Source organism: Exiguobacterium sp. s168 (genome assembly GCF_018619035.1).
Classification (GTDB): domain Bacteria; phylum Bacillota; class Bacilli; order Exiguobacteriales; family Exiguobacteriaceae; genus Exiguobacterium_A; species Exiguobacterium_A acetylicum.
In genome coordinates this window covers 1-18,429 of record NZ_JACSNE010000030.1, presented here as the reverse complement: position 1 = coordinate 18,429, position 18,429 = coordinate 1, and the positions used below count along the sequence as shown (strand labels likewise).

At 44.8% G+C, this 18,429-nt stretch carries 15 protein-coding genes; 11 read left to right on the top strand and 4 right to left on the bottom strand.

Annotated features, from left to right (window positions below; genetic code table 11):
- The first annotated feature begins 63 nt into the window (after positions 1-63).
- Positions 64-843, top strand: a complete 780-nt coding sequence (locus KNQ15_RS14385; RefSeq protein WP_214729846.1) for a GNAT family N-acetyltransferase — start codon at positions 64-66, stop codon at positions 841-843.
- 21 nt (positions 844-864) lie between these two features.
- Here KNQ15_RS14385 and KNQ15_RS14380 read toward each other — a convergent pair whose 3' ends face one another.
- Positions 865-1,311, bottom strand: coding sequence for an NUDIX hydrolase (locus KNQ15_RS14380; protein ID WP_214729845.1), 447 nt, complete (start codon positions 1,309-1,311; stop codon positions 865-867).
- Positions 1,308-2,402, bottom strand: a complete 1,095-nt coding sequence (locus KNQ15_RS14375) for a nitric oxide synthase oxygenase (RefSeq protein WP_214729844.1) — start codon at positions 2,400-2,402, stop codon at positions 1,308-1,310. The genes KNQ15_RS14380 and KNQ15_RS14375 overlap by 4 nt, the downstream gene beginning before the upstream one ends.
- A 187-nt stretch (positions 2,403-2,589) precedes the next feature.
- Between KNQ15_RS14375 and KNQ15_RS14370 the strand changes: the two genes are divergently transcribed.
- The 5 genes from KNQ15_RS14370 to KNQ15_RS14350 all read left to right on the top strand — a co-directional run bounded on the left by KNQ15_RS14370 (position 2,590) and on the right by KNQ15_RS14350 (position 12,239).
- Positions 2,590-3,447: a YihY/virulence factor BrkB family protein gene (locus KNQ15_RS14370; protein WP_035411153.1), complete on the top strand. Its 858-nt coding sequence runs from the start codon at positions 2,590-2,592 to the stop codon at positions 3,445-3,447.
- Positions 3,448-3,643: 196 nt separating this feature from the next.
- Positions 3,644-4,744 carry a peptide-methionine (R)-S-oxide reductase MsrB gene (gene msrB / locus KNQ15_RS14365; protein ID WP_214729843.1) on the top strand — a complete coding sequence of 367 codons (1,101 nt, stop codon included), beginning with the start codon at positions 3,644-3,646 and terminating at the stop codon, positions 4,742-4,744.
- A 144-nt stretch (positions 4,745-4,888) separates the two neighbouring features.
- Positions 4,889-7,789, top strand: a complete 2,901-nt coding sequence (locus KNQ15_RS14360) for a S8 family peptidase (protein ID WP_214729842.1) — start codon at positions 4,889-4,891, stop codon at positions 7,787-7,789.
- 144 nt (positions 7,790-7,933) lie between these two features.
- A complete protein-coding gene (locus KNQ15_RS14355) occupies positions 7,934-10,504 on the top strand; it encodes a HAMP domain-containing sensor histidine kinase (protein WP_214729841.1) in 2,571 nt (856 codons plus the stop codon).
- A gap of 196 nt (positions 10,505-10,700) precedes the next feature.
- Positions 10,701-12,239, top strand: a complete 1,539-nt coding sequence (locus KNQ15_RS14350) for a GGDEF domain-containing protein (RefSeq protein ID WP_214729840.1) — start codon at positions 10,701-10,703, stop codon at positions 12,237-12,239.
- A 76-nt stretch (positions 12,240-12,315) separates the two neighbouring features.
- Here the strand turns inward: KNQ15_RS14350 and KNQ15_RS14345 are convergent, their stop codons facing one another.
- Positions 12,316-12,954, bottom strand: coding sequence for a FusB/FusC family EF-G-binding protein (locus tag KNQ15_RS14345; RefSeq protein ID WP_214729839.1), 639 nt, complete (start codon positions 12,952-12,954; stop codon positions 12,316-12,318).
- Positions 12,955-13,077: 123 nt separating this feature from the next.
- Between KNQ15_RS14345 and KNQ15_RS14340 the strand changes: the two genes are divergently transcribed.
- From KNQ15_RS14340 to KNQ15_RS14330, 3 genes are all read left to right on the top strand, one after another.
- A complete protein-coding gene (locus KNQ15_RS14340; protein WP_214729838.1) occupies positions 13,078-13,812 on the top strand; it encodes a hypothetical protein in 735 nt (244 codons plus the stop codon).
- Between the two features lie 64 nt (positions 13,813-13,876).
- Positions 13,877-14,326 carry a general stress protein gene (locus KNQ15_RS14335; protein ID WP_035411135.1) on the top strand — a complete coding sequence of 150 codons (450 nt, stop codon included), beginning with the start codon at positions 13,877-13,879 and terminating at the stop codon, positions 14,324-14,326.
- A gap of 28 nt (positions 14,327-14,354) precedes the next feature.
- Complete coding sequence (locus tag KNQ15_RS14330; RefSeq protein ID WP_214729837.1) at positions 14,355-14,804, top strand: universal stress protein; 450 nt, start codon at positions 14,355-14,357, stop codon at positions 14,802-14,804.
- Positions 14,805-14,844: 40 nt separating this feature from the next.
- Here KNQ15_RS14330 and KNQ15_RS14325 read toward each other — a convergent pair whose 3' ends face one another.
- Positions 14,845-15,036: a hypothetical protein gene (locus KNQ15_RS14325; RefSeq protein WP_035411129.1), complete on the bottom strand. Its 192-nt coding sequence runs from the start codon at positions 15,034-15,036 to the stop codon at positions 14,845-14,847.
- Between the two features lie 134 nt (positions 15,037-15,170).
- Between KNQ15_RS14325 and KNQ15_RS14320 the strand changes: the two genes are divergently transcribed.
- Positions 15,171-15,614 (top strand): MarR family winged helix-turn-helix transcriptional regulator, encoded by a 444-nt coding sequence (locus tag KNQ15_RS14320; protein WP_023466958.1) that lies wholly within the window; start codon positions 15,171-15,173, stop codon positions 15,612-15,614.
- A 30-nt stretch (positions 15,615-15,644) separates the two neighbouring features.
- Positions 15,645-18,311, top strand: coding sequence for an MMPL family transporter (locus KNQ15_RS14315; RefSeq protein ID WP_214729836.1), 2,667 nt, complete (start codon positions 15,645-15,647; stop codon positions 18,309-18,311).
- The last annotated feature ends 118 nt before the right edge of the window (positions 18,312-18,429 follow it).

Genomic DNA, 18,429 nt, shown 5'->3' with positions numbered 1-18,429 from the left:
TTTTGTATGCAGGAAATGAGGCGAACGAAAGCGAAACAGCTCAGTGGAAAAGGAGGTTTTTCGATGATTCATATTCAACGCGCACCTGGCGTAAAAACGGCGTACAAAGCGATGCAGGATGGGTTCCAAGATTATTTGATTCCACTGCACTTATCGGAAGCAGAATTCCAAGAGCGCATCATCGAACGAGACGGGAACCAATTGGAGCATTCATTCGTTGCCTATCATGGAGAAATACCAGTCGGTCTCTGGCTGAACGGTTGGAAGGAGATTGAGGGTCAACGCATCATGCGGTGTGGGGGACTGGGGATTTCACCACAGTATCGTCGTCTTGGGATCGCGAAAGCCTTGTATCAAGCACAACTGAGCCATGCTAAAGAAATCGGAATGGATGGTCTGATGCTTGAAGTCATTCAAGGGAACGACCCGGCGATTCGATTGTATGAATCGCTTCATTACACGATCGTTGGAGAAATCGGATATTTTCATTTAACGGATGAACGCCAAGAAGCCGCTCTGCCGACGATCGAAGAAGTGGAGTTTTTGAAACAATACCATGGACAAGGGGAGTACATCTGGCAGCAAGATCCTCATGTCATGCAGCAATTACAAACGGATTATTACCAATTAGAAGCAAGTGTAGTGGCAGTAGCCGGATCATCTCTCTTGTCAGTCGTTGGTCCAGTAGAACAAAAAGCACGACATGCGACAGAAGTCGTCCGTCGTTTACCGGGAACGACCTACCATTATCAATCAACAGATGTGCAGGTTTGGGAGGCATTACGTTCTGAAGGGTGGACTCAGCGGGATTTGAAACAATACATCATGCGTCAGTCGCTATAAACAAAAACCGCTGCTATTCATTTAGCGGCGGTTTTTGTAGTCTTCAATCATTCGAGCGTGAGAGCCGACCAAATGATCAGGTAAGTCATCAAGCGGTACGAACTGGAGCTTGATGCTTTCATCACTTTGCTTTAACGTTCCGATCGGATGTTCACCGATATAGGCGAGAGTGACGCTTTGAAACACGTCTCCGTTCGCTAAGGTCGTCACGTATTGCGGACCGGAGTAGACATCAAGTAACGTTAATCGTTCCACTTCTAATCCCGTCTCTTCCGCGAGTTCCCGACGCGCGGTCTCTTCCGGTGATTCCGCCCATTCCATCAATCCTCCGGGTAAACCAAAGCGGGCTTGTGTTTCGTTGCGTTGTTCGAGCAAAATGTGTTCATTTTGCACGACGAGGACAACGGAACCGACGAGAATGACTGGGTCATGACCGATTTTTCGACGTAACTGTTCGACATAATTCATTTCAATACTCCTTGGTGAAATGGACAACCCGTCACAGGCGCTGTCTGTGTTGATTTTGGAAAGAAGTTCGGTCGTTTGATTTCTGGGTCGTAATCTTTATGGAACATATGCGTCGTTGCACCACTCATCGGTGGCACGAGCCAGGACCATTCCCCGGTGACATCGCGACCGCATGCCGCTTCATTTTTTTCAAAACGAGCGAACTGTTTCGCAGCGGTATGGTGATCGACGATCGTAACACCAGCGCGTTCGAAAGATTCGAGTACGGCGACGTTCAGTTCGACGAGCGCTCGGTCTTTCCAGAGTGAACGTTCACGCGAGGTGTTCAGACCGAGTTGCGTCGCGACGAGTGGCAATAGATCGTAACGATCCGTATCGGCGAGGTTACGAGCGCCGATTTCTGTTCCCATATACCAACCGTTGAACGGGGCACACGGATAAACAATACCGCCAATCTCAAGCTGCATATCAGCAATCATCGGTACGGCATACCAGCGGACTTCGCGACCATCAAACAGGTCATAGTCAGGATGTGTGATGCTGACTTCGAGCACGAGCTCGTCTGGAATCGGATGCAGACTACGTTGTCCATCGAGTTCAATCAAGAGAGGAAGGAGGTCAAACGGTGTTTTTGCCCCTCTCCAGCCAAGTGCTTCACATTGTCGTGTCAGTTGGACAGAAGCCGGATCGCCGATGATTCCTGTTGCAGTCTCATAACCAGCGTAGCGAATCAGTTGGTGATTATGCAGCCGCACACGTGTCGGATGAAAAATCGTGATCGTCGAGCGAATTCGTCCTTCATTCGTCGCGAACCGGATATGCTCAAATAACGCGTCGCGGACCGCTTCGACGGTCAACGCATCCCGCGCGTCAAAGACATGAAGTTGCTCCCAAAAGAGGCGTCCCACACATCGGTTACTGTTGCGCCAAGCGAGCTTAGCACCGAATGCGAGCTCGGAAGCCGTCTGTTCATATGTTCCTGTCGTTTGAATCGAACGGATGACTTCTTGCTGACGTCCGGACATTTCGGGGTATTGCTCTATATAAGAAGTAAAGAAGCGTTCTGCTTCGGATTGAATGAATGGGTCCACGAATCGAAATCCTTTCTGAAAAACAAGCACGATACAATCTCTGTTCCTAGTGTACCCCGCGAAGAAACGAAGCGCCAAACTTGAATGATGTATAAGGTTGTTATAAGTTCAAAAGACTCCCAAAAGTTTAAAGAAGTTATGAAATGGGGGATAGTGTAGAGAATGAGTTGAAAGTGAGGAAATTTGTATGTCTTTAATCAAACCTGTATTTGCCCGTTTTTTTGGTGAAGCCTTTTTTGATAAATCAGCTCAGCTCGCCTATTATCTGATGTTGTCCTTATTCCCATTCTTATTATTTGTGGTTGGGATCGTCTCGTTCTTACCGTTTACGTCGGAAAACGTGCTGGATTTGATTCGACCATTTGCTCCAGCAGAAACGTACGACTTGATTCAGCGGAACGTCGTCGGAATCTTTGATCAAGGCGGCTTTAAGCTTGCCTCGATCAGTTTCATCGCCGCTTTTTGGCTTGCTTCGATGTCGGTCCAGTCACTTGTCCGCTCGCTAAATGATGCGCTCGAAGTGACACGGAAAGCACCGTTTTGGCGCGGGCTGTTGCAAGACTTCGCCTTTACAATCGGGATGATGATCATCTTACCGATTTCATTGATTGTTCCGATTTCAGAGAAACTAACACGACGTTTCATCAATCATTTTTCAATCGTTGCTGATTTCGTAACGAACTACTCATGGATTTGGTTCTTATTCCGCTGGGGACTCGGAACATTGTTCTTACTTGTCTTTTTCATCTTATTGTATCGGATCCTACCGAGTGTCCATTTGACGGTTCGTCAGGTACTTCCCGGGGCAATTTTCGCGACGATTGCTTGGCAAGTCGTTTCGGAATTCTTCTCTTACTACGCTGAATTTGGGAGTTACGACCGTCTTTACGGTCAGCTTGCCGGAATCATCGTCTTGATGACATGGTTCTATTTATCTGCTGTTGTTTTGATGTTAGGGGGACTGATGAATGCGGAACGCATGCGTCAGAAAAAAGAAGCAAAAATCATGAAGCCGCAAAAAATCAAAGAAGAGAGCGTGCGTTAACGATTGAGGACGAATAAAAGCAGCTGACGATGTGTCAGCTGCTTTTTATTAAAAACATATACTTAGTAGGTTCATAGGAAGAGATGCTTCATTTAAGCTCATGCTACGACAAGCCAGCATCAGCGCGTTACAGTTAAATAAAATAACATCCAATAAACGTCACGCGACGTAAGCTAAATAAAGGAGGCGAAGGGAGATGAAGAAACGAATGTGGACAGTTTTATCCGTCATTGGTCTCATCGTCGTCATGGTCGGGGGATACTTCGTGTTCCAGCAACAGCAGGCAAAATCAAGTGGTAGTAAGGAATTGAGTTATCAACCGGAAGAGACGGCAATCTTAGCTGGAGGATGCTTCTGGTGTATGGAGCCACCGTTTGAGGAGTTAAAAGGAGTTAAATCGGTCATTTCCGGTTACACGGGCGGTGATGTTAAAAATCCGACATACAATCAAGTATCGGCGGAGACGACAGGGCATCGGGAAGCGGTGTTAATCACGTTTGATCCAAACGTCATCTCATATAAACAATTACTCGATGTCTACTGGCGTCAGATTGACCCGACAGATGCAAACGGTCAGTTCGTTGACCAAGGGGAATCGTACACGACAGCGATTTTCTACACGAATGAAACACAAAAAGAAATTGCAACGCAATCGAAACAGGATTTAGAGAAACAACAGGTTTTTGATGATAAAATCGTCACACCATTGATTGCAGCAGGTCCTTTTTACGAAGCGGAGGCATACCATCAGGATTATTATTTAACGAATGAGAAAAAATATAAGTTTTATCGGGCAGCTTCTGGACGCGATGACTTTATCAATCGCTACTGGAACGATCAACCAAAACTTAACCTTCCAACGTATCCAAAATTATCAGACGCAGAAATTAAAAAGAAACTAACCGCAATCCAGTACGAGGTGACACAAGAAGATGAGACAGAGCCGGCATTTGATAATCCGTATCAGGACTTAAAGGCAGACGGGATCTACGTCGATCTCATTTCTGGTGAACCACTGTTTTCATCAAACGATAAATATGACTCGAAGACAGGATGGCCAAGTTTTACGAAACCACTTGAGCCGGGGAATATCATTGAGAAAAGTGACTTCTCGATCGGGATGAAACGGATGGAAGTTCGGAGCCGACATGGGAATGCACATCTCGGACACGTCTTCTCGGATGGTCCGAAACCGACCGGACTTCGGTATTGTATGAACTCGGCTGCTTTACGTTTCATTCCGAAAGAGGAATTGAAACAAGAAGGATACAGCGAATATGTAGCAGATTTTAAATAATCATTAAAAGGCATTCAATGCGTGTGAGCATTGAGTGCCTTTCCTTTCAAAATTGTAAGATACATCCATAAAATAAATATCCATTTTATCCATATGCTGTTTATAATCAAGGTAAAGTACGTCCATTTTGAAGGAGGAACATCTGTGAAGAAACTGATGATTTGGGTCATGCTGAGCTGTCTGATTTTGACGCTTGGAGTAGGACCTACGACAGCAAAGGCGAAGACTGCCCTTGCTAAAGCAACGCTTTTGAAAGCAGGTCAAGAGACGACGCTTGAAACAGGAACGGAAGAAAAAAATACATATTGGTACCGCGTCAATCATGAAGCGGGTGTAGAAAAAACTGCCTCTCACTTCGAGTTATCAATCGACACGGATCAACCTGTTCAAGTAACAGCTTATCCGAGCGAATCGATGGCTGCAGAAGACGATACGTTTGATCGTTACCGGACAGAAGCAGAGCCAAATGAAAAAACACCGACAAAACTAGCTGTTCCATACGCATGGGATGGACCGTATTATGTCAAAGTAGAATATTACCCGAACATCGAAGAAGGGAAGACGACAAAAGCAGCGCATGCTAAACTAACGTATAACAATGTCAAATTGCCGGTTGAGTATGAACCGATCAATGATATCAGCTGTATGGCAGAAGAAGCGCTCAAACAAACAAAAGAAGAAAAACCGATGCTTGCGCTCATGCACTCGATTCAAAAACAAGTATTGAGCCAATCAGATGCTGGACGCGCTTTGACATCGCTTTACTACAAAGCATCGCCTTATGTCGTCAAAACACTTTTATTTAACAAAGATAAGCGTCAACAAGCATACGAAGATTTAAAAACATTGAAACCAGCGATGGAAGCACTCGTGCGTGGAACGTCATACACGTTGACGAAAGCTGATCAACAAGCTGTCGATCGTCTTTACAAATTATCACGTGAAGCGTCACCTACTGTGATCGCTGAAGAGATTGATGGATATGCAAATAAAATGGATATCTCAAAATTAAGTGGTAGTTCGTTAAGCGAAACATTCCAGTCAATGGGTATGAGTATCCAATCAAAAGAAGCAACACGTTACATCGTCAAACTAAAACCAGGTAAGATGAACCGTTCGATGAAGATTGCGGGCGTTCAGGCAAATGATGTAGAACGTTTATCCCTTGGCAATGCGGGAGACTTCGTCATCGTGACGGAAGATCCAACTGTTAAAGGTCAATCAGCGGCAGCATTAAAACAATCACTCAATCGTTCTTCAGCCGTTGAGTACGTTGAAAAAGTTCAGACGTACCGTGCGACAAGTGATATCAACTTCGACTACCAGTGGGCCGTCAATAAAAAGACTGCTTTTGAGCAATTTGATAACGTTGGGATCGGCTTTGAAGCATTCCAACAACGTTTTGGAACGAAAAAATTAGCTCCTGTTAAGATTGCAGTCATCGATACAGGTGTTGATTATCGTTTGAAGGACTTACAAGGCAAAGTTGATATCGCAAACGAAAAGAACTACGTTTCCGTCAACGGTGACGGAGATGCAATTGATGACAATGGTCACGGGACACACGTGGCAGGTGTCATCGCAGCAACGATGAACAACGATTATGGTATCCAGGGAATCCATCAATCGGCACAAATCTTGCCGGTTAAAGTCTTGAATGCGAACGGTGAAGGGGAAACAGACGCCATCGCACTCGGGATTAAATATGCAGTTGATCACGGCGCAAAAGTCATCAATATGAGTCTTGGTGGCGGTGAGAGCCGGACGATGGCTTATATGATGAAATATGCAGCAGATCATGGTGTTACGGTCGTAGCTGCTTCAGGAAATGACTACGACATGATGGTCGGTTACCCAGCGAACTCGGAATATGCGATTTCTGTCGGAGCGACGAACCCTCTCGGAATGGTCGCGGATTATTCAAACTATGGTGTTGGACTTGATGTCGTAGCGCCAGGATCAAAAGTGGCTAGTTTGATTCCAGACGGTAACACGGTGTACATGGATGGAACAAGTATGGCTTCGCCACATGTTGCCGCAGTAGCGGGTATCTTGAAATCACTAAATTCGAAACTGACACCAGCGCAAATCGAACAAATCTTGCGTAAGAGTGCAGAACCGCTTGCGTTTGAAAATCCGAATGACTGGTATGAATTTGAAGATGAGGACGAAGATGGTGAGAAAATTGAGCCTGAGTTCCCAGCTTACGTCAGTCCAGTCGCTGGCTACGGGAAAGTCAGTATTCCACGTGCGATCTCCCAGTTGAACTTGAACGGGAACGTCAATGATGTCTACGATAACCAACTAGTTGTTTCTGGAACAGTTAAGACAGGGACGAAAGTTGAAGTGTGGGCAGCTGTCGTAACAAAAGATAAGAATGGCAAAGAAACAACAACGAATAAAAAGTTAGCTGCAACAACAGCACAAGAAGGAAAATACAGCGTCAAGATTCCGCGTCAAAACCAAAAAACAGTTCTGACGGTTCGCTATGCGAATGGATTAGACGTCACGTCGGAACGGACAGAAGTCCTTCCTGGAAAAGCACCAAAAGCTCCAAAAGTGAATGCGATTCTTGCCGGTGCGACAAAAATGATAGGTACAGCTCTTGCGGGTGGTACGATTACAGTCAAAGATGCGAAACAAAAGAAAATTGCAACAGCGAAAGTCGATGCAAAAGGTAAGTTCAGCGTGAAATTGCCAAAGCAAGTTGGTGGTTCAAGCTTGATCGTTACGGTGACGGATATTGCAAAACGAACAAGTAAACCGACAATCGTAAAAGTCTTACCAGCACCAAAGGCACCAAAAGTGAAATCGGTCTATGCCGGTCAAACGAAAGTAACCGGAACAGCTGAAAAGAAATTGAGTGTCTACGTAAAAGATGCGAAGAAAAAAGTCATCGGAAAAGGAACGGTTTCTTCAAAAGGAAACTATTCCGTCAAAATTCCGAAGCAAAAAGCAAAAGCGAAACTGTCGGTTTACGTTAAGAATACGCGCGGACAAATGAGTCCTGTAACGTCTGTGACAGTGAAAAAAGCGAAAAAATAAGAGTATGAAAAGACCTTTTTTCGGGTACATTCCGAGAAAAGGTCTTTTTTGTACATCTTAGCTGTTGCTTCGAAAGCGTTTCTATTATATTAAAAGAAATAAATGAAAAAGCATCATTCAATGAATGATGAGGAGGATACATTCATGATGAATTGGATTCGGCGACGAATCGGTCGGCAGTTGCTGACGGTTTTTTATGCGGTATTGATCGTAGTATCGATTACTTCGTTCTTTGTCTATGACTACATGGAAGGACGAATTGAAACGTCTAAACAAAATTTAGAAACGATCAGTGAACAAAATCGCCGAGCCAACGATTTATGGGACAATTGGCAAACGGTTCAGTTCGGTTTACGCGGATTCGTCATCTTTGGTAACCAAGAACGGTTTGACGAAATCCAAGCGCTCCGTACAGATATCAAAAGTGAGACCGATTGGTTCATGCGAAACGCAAAAACGGATGAAGAAGAAGAATTCGCGGCACAAATGACGAATTTATATGAACTGTACTATGACGTCTTATTTCCGCTGACCCAGTCTTACGTCAATGATAAAAAGGCGAATCGGATCAATGAAGACTTTTTACAGGGGGATAGTCTATTTTCCTTACCAATTGCGAAACGACTCGTTGAACAAGGACAGTTAAAGCCAACTGCAGACGGTTCGATCGATATTACGCCAGATATTGAAAAAGCATCTGCAGCGCTTGACGAATACCGGACGAATTTAAGTCAACAGCAAGAAACCGCTGTCGGGGAATTGCGGAGTGAAGTTGCAAAATCACAATGGATTTGGATCTCAAGTATCGTTATGCTCGTCGCATTCATTCTTCTATTCGTTAACCCGTTCCTTCGCCGGATGACGCGGCAGTTGTTACGATTAGTAGACGATAATCAAAAACTTGCTCGCAAGGAACCAATTGAAATCGATAAGACGACAGAAAAACGTCCAGACGAAATCGGATTATTACGTGCTTCCTTTAATCGGATGGTCGTGACGACGAATGCTCATACGGATGCGATGCAAGGTAAAAATGAAGAATTGCAAGCGCAAAGTGAGGAATTGCTCGTGCAACAAGAAGAGTTACAGGCGCAACAAGAGGAACTCGAAGAAGCGTATCAAACGACGAAAAAGAATGAGGAAAAGTTGCGATTACGTAGTGAACTAACAGAGGCACTTGCCGTTCGCGAAACTGTCGAATCGTATCCAGCAATCGTTCAAAAGATGATCGATATCACTTCTTCAGAGTACGGTGCTCTATTGCTTTATGAAGAAGGGCAGTTTATGGGTGCAACAACAAACGGCATGACGATGGACTATTTAAAAGATCTCCTGAAAGATGAGATGTCCGTCATCAATCGATCTGTTCGCAAGATGGAATTCGTTCAATCGGAGAAGCGCGTTACACGTGAAAAAGAGCATCCGTATTCCTTTAGTACGTATGAGGTGACGATTCCGGTTCAAGATCCAGAAACGCATGAATTGATTGCTGCCATCTATCTCGTTCGCTACAAATCTGCATATAAAGGACAACAGCTGACGGATATTCGCGAGTTTGCGCAACAAATGACGCTTTCACTTCTACGGACGCGTTCTTATGAAGGAATGCGTCAGGAAAAAGAAAAGACCGAGCAAGTGTTGGACTCAATTCGAGAAGCGATCATTTATCTCGAGGATGGAAATGGAGAGTTATACGTCAACCGTCCATTGTTTGACTTGATTCCAGAACTTCAAACGGAATTCACAGTAGATCGGACGTTACCTTCGAGTGAGTACGTCATTGATGTGATGCGTCAGTTGGTGGATGATGTTGAAGCCTTTAATACGTATCTGGATTTAATTCGTTCCGGTAAGATTTCACCGGACAAAGTCCGATTTGATGTTCGAAACAATACGGCGCATCTAGAAGTCTACGCGGAACGCATTGATGTCGTCGGGGGATGGAAGGGAATCATTCTCGTCTTACGGGATATTACCCGGGAAACAGAAGCCGATCGTCTAAAAACAGAACTTGTCTCGACTGTGTCACATGAATTGCGAACGCCGCTCTCATCGATTTACGGTTTTACAGAGTTGATGCTAAATCGAAAGATCGATGACTCAAAACAGCAGAAGTATCTAGCGACGATCCATAATGAGACAGAACGATTATCGAACCTCGTCACGGACTTCTTAGACGTTCAACGGATGCAGTCGGGTGGACAGTTGTACCAAATGGCACATCTTGATTTGCTCAGCCTAACTGAACAAGTGATGTCCCTGTATGACGCTTCAAGTGAACGACACGATCTTCATTTGCAATTGCTCAGTCCGGATCGTCCATTCATATTAGGAGATGAAGACCGGATCAAACAATTGATGAGTAACTTGATCAACAATGCAATCAAGTATTCTCCCGATGGTGGACGTGTAGATGTCTGGATCGATACGAAAGATGATCAAGCCATCATTGAAGTGAAAGATGAAGGAATTGGAATTCCTCACCATGCATTTGCCCACTTATTTGATAAATTCTATCGTGTCGATAATTCCGATACACGTCGAATCGGTGGAACTGGACTCGGTTTATCGATTTGTAAAGAAATCGTCAAAGAACATGAAGGCGTCATCCACGTCGAATCTGAAGTCGGTAAAGGCAGTCGCTTCATCATCGTCTTACCGCTCAGTTTAAGTGAATCGATCGAGTCGACAGAAGAGAATCGACGTTCTAGTTAAAGAAAACATGATGTATTTCTGTTAAACCGTGTTCAAATCGCTTAGGTGTGAACACGGTTTTTGCTTGTGTTTAAAAAGAGTGATCTTTTCAAAAAATTCAAGAAAATAAAAAAAGAGTGAATAAACAGCAACCGTGAACCGATATACCTACAGGACAAACGAACTATGGTTAAAAAAGGAAGGGGGGGGCTCGTCAATGTATCAAAAATGGTTAGGTGTCGTCATCGGTTGGTTACTCTTTCATATCGGCTGGGTGACGTGCGTTGGAACGGATACATCCATCGGACAAGTCGTCAACAGTCTGTTCACGATTGGTGGTGTAACGATCTCCCTCTATTTGATTTGGCAGATACAACGACGTCAGACAAGACGCTCTTTTACCTATCGTTTATTTCTTCTTTTATTGTTGGCTAACGCCATGCTTGGATTAGGCGAATGTGGACAGCTTCTATATTTACTACAAGGACGAATACGAACGGAATCGTTTGACTGGATCGATTTGATCTTTAGTCTTCAAATCTTGATTTATTTGATCGCTTTTGGTTATTTTCTTCGCAATCGACGACGCGAGGTCAACTTGCGTGTTTTTTTGTTTGATGAATTCATCATTCTAGTCGTTGCAGGATCTCTCTCATGGCACTATTTAGTGACACCGTATTTAGAAGCGAATACGCTGCTGACGATCGAAACGATTTTATGGCTCCGTTATCCGATCGGCGATTTATTATTACTCGGTGGAATGATTGTCTTGTTTTTTGGTTTGATGAAGCGTGGCAATGGTGGCTCGTTGTTATTAATTTTACTCGCTTTTCATTTTCAGTTACTTGCCGACCTTCTATACGTCGTACTAGAACGATTTGATTACCCCATCCCTTCGAGTTGGCTCGATCCGTTATGGTTAGCGACTGTCATGATCGTCGGATTAGCAGCTTATCGTTTTGATGCTGAGGAATCATTCGTCAGCTTTGATGTCGCTCGGAAATGGATCGATGTCTTGCGTTTGATTACGCCATACGTATTCTTGTTAATTCTATTCGTGACGATGGCACGGCAAACAATCAGTTGGAATGGTTTGACGATTGGTCTGATGATTGCGATTCCGTTATTAATTTCCCGTCAAATTCGGATCGTCGTTGATAATCAACGACTGCGTGAAAACCTTGAGGCGAAGGTAGAGGAACGGACGGAAGCACTAGCATCTGCCATGGAAGAGATGCGGCACATGGCGTATCACGATGCTTTAACAGGGTTACCGAATCGGTATCTGTTTGCACGATTGTTTCAAGATGCCTTGTACCGAGCGGAAGCGAGTGAAGGACAAGTCGGATTATTCTTTATCGATATCGATCACTTCAAAGAGATTAATGATACGTACGGACATCGTGTCGGAGATCAGCTCATCATCGACGTCACGGCACGCTTACAAAAGAAACTACCGCCTAATACGGTCATTTCGAGACAGGGTGGGGATGAATTCATCGTCTTATTATTTGACGTTGAACAAGAATCAGAAGTCGTGCAGTGTGGAGAGCACCTGGTTTCCTTGTTTCGACAGCCGTTTCATCATGGCATCATCCCACTTCCTGTGACGGCAAGTATTGGGGGCGCGATTTATCCTACACATGCAGCCTCTCGATCGGACTTGATCGAGCAGGCAGATTTTGCAATGTACGAAGCAAAACGTCGGGGGAAAAATCAATTTTTTATGCATGATTCGACGGTAACGAAGGTATAAATGAAATCATATACTAAAACACGCTCGTATACTGATCCAAACGGACCAGTCATACGAACGTGTTTTTTGATGCATATCATTTCTTTTGCGAACGGGCTAAGAACGTTTCAATAACGTCCGGCTTGGTCACTGCTTGATTACAAGCATCACTATCGATACACATATAATGACCAATCGTTTGATGCTGTTCAGTCGAACGGCGTGTCGTGACAGTTACGAGTGTAATATCACTATACGTATGACAAATCGCACAAATCCCTTTTTGAATCGATGGTAGATAGGTACCTTCTACGCCAATCCATTCACCATTCAAGGGATAGACGAAATATTTTTTCCGATTTCCGGTATCGTTCCAGCTTAAAAACGTCGTGTGTGTCCACTCAAAGGAGTGAAGTGGCGGAACGTGTAGCTTTTTCGTTTTTTTAAAGAGCTGTCGGATTCGTGATTCAGAGATGGTCGGAAATGGGTGGACGAACGGCTCCACACGTTTCAAATACATGAGAAGATCCTGTTCGGATTCAGCGTCACGAATGTTCGTCAGCAAGATTTCCTGTTCCGGTGTAAGTATTGGCAATAGATCAAATATCTTTTCAGCGGCACTGTACCGAACAGCATCACGAACATCGGGGTCATGAACAGCTGCGAATTGATGTTGCAGCAGCTCGACTTGATTCCGAATGAAATTGTATTGATAGGGTAGTAAAAATGCGTCCATTCTCGTTCCTCCTTTTCCTTTCATCGTACCGTAATTTGGCAACAGAACAAAGCGACATTTTAGTTTTTCAGACTTCTACAGCGGGAATTAAATAACAGACTGAACGAGGAGGTGAAAAGAGAAGTGCAGTATTTAACACTTTTACGCTTGATGAATGTAGGAGCATTCCTCTTTGCAATGCTAGCACGCGTCGTTTGGCAACATCCGATGACCATTCTTAAGTTATCTCTTGTTCCTGCACCATTCTTTGACGCCATTGCCGGTGTCGTGTTTACGACATTATTGATTTGGTGTATTCGACCGGTACGTGCCTTCCCTGCGGATCGAGAACTGATTGAAGATATCGGAGGGTGGCTTGCATTATCACTCGTGACGCTTGGAATCAGTAGTATGAGTGGCCCCCCTTGGGAACTCGTCTCGACGACGATTTCTTTCATCAGCCTTTGCTTAGTCTATATGAAAATTCAACACCATCCCCGGCGTTCGCCATGGATGCGCTCTCCATTTTCATTGTTGCTTGCCTGGATCAGTACGATGCTATTGATTTTACCATTTCGGATCTTGTCGGATTTTCAGTTCACTTCTCTATTCAGTCTTTCCGAAACCCAATGGAGCACGATTGCGCTCGCATTAGCTGTTATCGGTGGACTCCTGTTCATCGCAATCCATTCAGATTGGTTATTTGGTCTTGCACTCATCTGGTATTTAGCTGGACTATTGTTTAACGAACGTCTCATTCTCTTGCAACAGATCGTAGCGGGAATTGGCATGATGTGTGTTTTACTCCTATGTTATTACGTCTTTCAGAAACGTCAACGTCTTTTTCGACAGCATTCACCTAAGTCTTCTTCGTCCTAGTTATGTTTTAGGTGAATTTGGGGTATATCCCATATAGCTGTTATAAAAGGGGGAGGCGTGCATCATGGGGAAAAAACAATGGATTGGTGTCTATCAGAATGAAACGGATTTAATTCGTAAGATCGAGGATTTACATTTTGCAGGTTATCTAGAAGAGGATCTATATATCGTGTTGCAAGACAAGACTGATATGGCGATGTTACGTGGGCAATCGGCGGCGCAACTCGTCTCTGGAAAACGGACGCTGTTTGAGCGGTTTACAGGCAAACCAGCTTCGGCTGAGGAAATTCAAACTGCTTTTACGGAACTCGGATTGCCGGAGGCAGATATTCGGCAACACGTCTTACGTGTCCAGCAAGGCGATTATGTCCTGTTGGCAGACGAAGCAGGGGCTTCTCGTCCTGCGCCGGAACCAAAAAGTATTCTGGAAACAGAGCCAGAGGGAATCGAAGCGGAACGAAAACTTGATCACGAAAACCGTGCCCTTGAAAATGAAAATGATCGGATGTTGTAAGAGAGTCGTGCGGAAAGGATGAATCTTGATGGAGAGCCAATATCATACGATTTTGGTAGCAGTCGACGGATCAGAGACAGCAGATTTAGCATTTGAGAAGGCAGTGAAATTTGCCAAACTTGATCATGCTAAACTCGTCATCGCCCATGTCATCGATATTCAGACGTTTGCTAACGTACGTGCCAATAAACGTTTCATTGATCAAAACGTTACCGAATATGCACAAGAATTGCTCGATCGTTACGAAAAGCGGGCACGAGAAGCAGGTGTCGAGACAGTTGAGCTGATCATCGAAAACGGCTCTCCGAAAACACTGATTCCAAAGGTCATCGCACCACGCGTTGGTGCGGGTCTGATCGTCTGCGGAGCAGTCGGGACGAATGCGATGGAACGAATCATGATTGGGAGTGTTTCTGAAAACATTTCCCGTTATGCAAAATGCGATATCTATATCGTCCGTCCGAAAACCTTGAAGTGACATAAAACAGCACACATCGGCTGATGTGTGCTGTTTTATGTCACGTTAGAAAGTAATAGAAAATGCCTAATAAAATCAGAATGATCGGGAGAAAAATGAAATACATCCAAGACATATTTTTTGCCGAAGTCTTGTGATCGTACTGCTCTTCTGCTGGTTGCTTAGCAATCCGCAACGTAAAGATGAGTCCGACGAGACAAATGACTAATGCGATCCAAAATAAAGTCAACATAAGCATGCTCCTCTCTTCCTTTATCATACAGAAATTGGTCATGTTCTGCATCGGTAAGTTGTGACAGTTTAGAGTTGACAGACTTCTAGTTGAGGGGCTAAACTAACTTCATAAGTTTAGGGGGTAAACTAAAAATGAAAGACAATTTACGTGAAGCAGTCCTCCTGTTTGAAGAAGTCATGATCCACGGAACAGAACGCGTGTTGAAGTCGGTCGAAGCACCCGTTTGGCAAATGTATTCACCGGAACAACTTCATGTGTTGAAGCTCGTCGGAAAATATGGACCGATTTCGTCCGGACGTCTCGCGGCAGTACAGGGTGTTCACAAAAGTGCCATCTCGAACCGGCTGAAAAAGTTGACGGAAAAAGGTCTCGTCATCGTCGAACGTCGAGAAGATGACCACCGAACGAAGTACATCTCGTTGACGGAAGCAGGTCGGTTAGTGGCAACTGAAGCGGAGCAAGAAATCTATACGTATCTGGAAAATTTGATTGAAGGAAAAGTCGAAGAAGAAGAAATCATCCAGTTCATTGAAACCTTCAAAAAGATTAAAGAGATTTTGCAGTTGAATGATTAAAAACAGATAGAGGGAAGAGGAGAATCGGATATGCGACAAATCGTCAAATGGCGCTGGGCAATTCTTGCGTTATTGCTCATCGTCACAGTAGGGTTACTGTTTACGGCACCAAACTTGGCTAAACAAGCAGAAGAAGCAGGTGCGATTCAGCTTGCAAATGATGCTGATTCACAACGAGCAGCTGATATTTTAGAAAAAGCGGGAGCAAGCGAAGAAACGATCTCGCTTGTCATTCCGCTCAAAGACAAAGTCAGCGATGCCGATCGAAAGTCGATTGGGCAAATCGTTCAGGATTTAGAAGCACTCGATCGTCCGGTCACGGATGTGCTCGATCCGTTTGAAAACAAAGAGACGGAAGGACAGCTCGTCTCAAAAGATAAAAAGACGGTCCTCGTACCGATCACAGTCGACGGTTCGCAAGAAGAGATCGTCAAACTGGCAAAACAAATCCGGACGGATCTTTTACCAAAGGATCAAACGATTTATCTAACGGGTGAAGCGTTAATCAACGATGACGTCAATACGAGCTCGCAAGAGGGACTGAAGCGGACGGAACTGATTACCGTCGGATTGATTTTCGGACTGCTTCTGCTCGTCTTCCGTTCAGTCGTCACACCGTTCGTCCCACTCGTTGCGGTTGGGTTTACGTACCTGATCAGCCAATCACTTGTCGCCTTTTTTGTCGACTGGTTCGGCTTCCCGGTATCGAACTATACGCAAATCTTCCTTGTTGCCATCCTGTTCGGGATTGGAACGGACTATTGTATTTTGCTACTGAGCCGGTACAAGGAAGAGTTGACGGCAGGACACGACGTTGAGACAGCAATCGTCAATACGTATAAGACAGCAGGGCGTACGTTACTCATCAGTGGTCTCGCTGTGCTCGTCGGCTTCTCAGCGATTGGTTTTGCGGACTTCCCGATCTTTAAATCGTCGGTCGCCGTTGCAGTCGGGATTGCCGTGCTCTTGCTCGTCTTGTTCACACTCGTCCCATTCTTCATGGCAACACTAAAAGAAAAGCTCTTCTGGCCATCGAAGAAGGCGGCGAGTCACCAAGACAGTAAACTGTGGGCGCAGTATGGTGGATTATCGATTCGTCGTCCATTGCTTGCGATGGTCATCGTTGCGATCATCACGGTCCCGACACTCTTTACGTATGATGATGACCTCTCGTTTAATACCGTCGATGAGATTGGTGCGAAGTATGATACGGTCAAAGGACTGAATGCGATTTCGGATGGATTTGGAGCAGGTGAGTCGCTCCCGGTCAATGTCATTCTTAAGAGCGACAAAGATTTGATTACAGAAAAGACAGTTCCTTATGCGGAACAGTTGAGTCGTGAGCTCGTGAAAATCGACGGGGTCAAATCGGTTCGTTCGATTTCTCGTCCGACAGGCGAAATCATTAATGACTTCTACGTCGATCGTCAATTAAAACAAGTTGCTTCCGGCATGAAGAAAGCAACCGCTGGTCTTACGGACGTTCAGTCTGGTCTGACGACAGTTGAAGACAATCTCAACGGTATTACTGGACAACTACCGGCAGGAGACACGGCTTCAGCAGGAGCAAGTCAGTTGCAACAAGCAGCAGACGGACTTGGACAGATCAATCAACAATTGACGCTCGTCGGTCAAGGTCTGCAATCGACTCAGAATATCCCGCAAACCATTGGAACATTAAATGCCTTGTCTGGTCAATTGAGCCAAGTTCAAGCTGGCATCAGTCAAGCAGCAAGTGGAATAGCCTCACAAGGAGCACAATCCGGTCAACTTGGAAGTGGGCTGACACAACTTGCGGATGGTGTTGGTCAAGCAAACACAGGGCTTGCGAAAATTAGTAATGGTCTAGATGACATCTCGAATTTGTTAACCGAGATGGGACAAGCGACATCGATCCGTGGGACAGGTGTGTTCGTGCCAAAAGATACGTTATCGGACAAGGCCTTTAAGCCAGCAATTGACCGTTACGCGATTGATCAGCAAACCGGATTGAAGTTTGAAGTCATCCTCGAAGATGATCCGTATTCACCAGAAGCGATTCAAACCGTCGCTGCAATCAAAAAGACGACAGCGAATACGATTAAAGGGACACCGTTTGAAGACAGCACTGTCGCATATGGCGGAATTTCAAGCGTCAACAGTGACTTGAATGATACGTCGAAAGCCGATTTCAAGCGAACAGTGACCGTCATGTTGATCAGTCTCTTTGTGATTTTAGCGATCATGTTCCGTTCGTTGATCATGCCATTGTTCATGATTGGTTCGTTATTGCTGACGTATTATACGTCGATGTCGATCGCTGAGCTGATCTTCGTCAACGGTCTTGGATATGACGGCATCAGTTGGGCTGTTCCGTTCTTCGGATTCGTCATGTTGATTGCCCTTGGTATCGATTATTCGATCTTCCTACTCGATCGTTTCCGCGAAGAGACGATCAAGGGACTCGATACGAAGGAAGCGATGTTCCTGTCGATGAAAAAGATGGGATCTGTCATCATCACGGCAGCGATCATTCTTGCAGGAACCTTCGGAGCGATGATGCCGTCTGGTGTCTTGAGCCTCGTTCAAATCGCGACGATTGTCATCACAGGTCTACTTTTGTATGGACTAATCGTCTTACCACTCTTGATTCCAGCGATCACAGTTTCGTTTGGTAAAGGGGTCTGGTGGCCGTTTCGATCAAATGCCAAAAAATAAGAACTAATCAAACCGGATTCGTCTTCTAGTGAACTGAACCCTGAATGGTGGACACTTGATAAAAGACCCCATTCGGGGTTTTTTGTGTTTAAAGATATCGATATACTGTACCTATTCA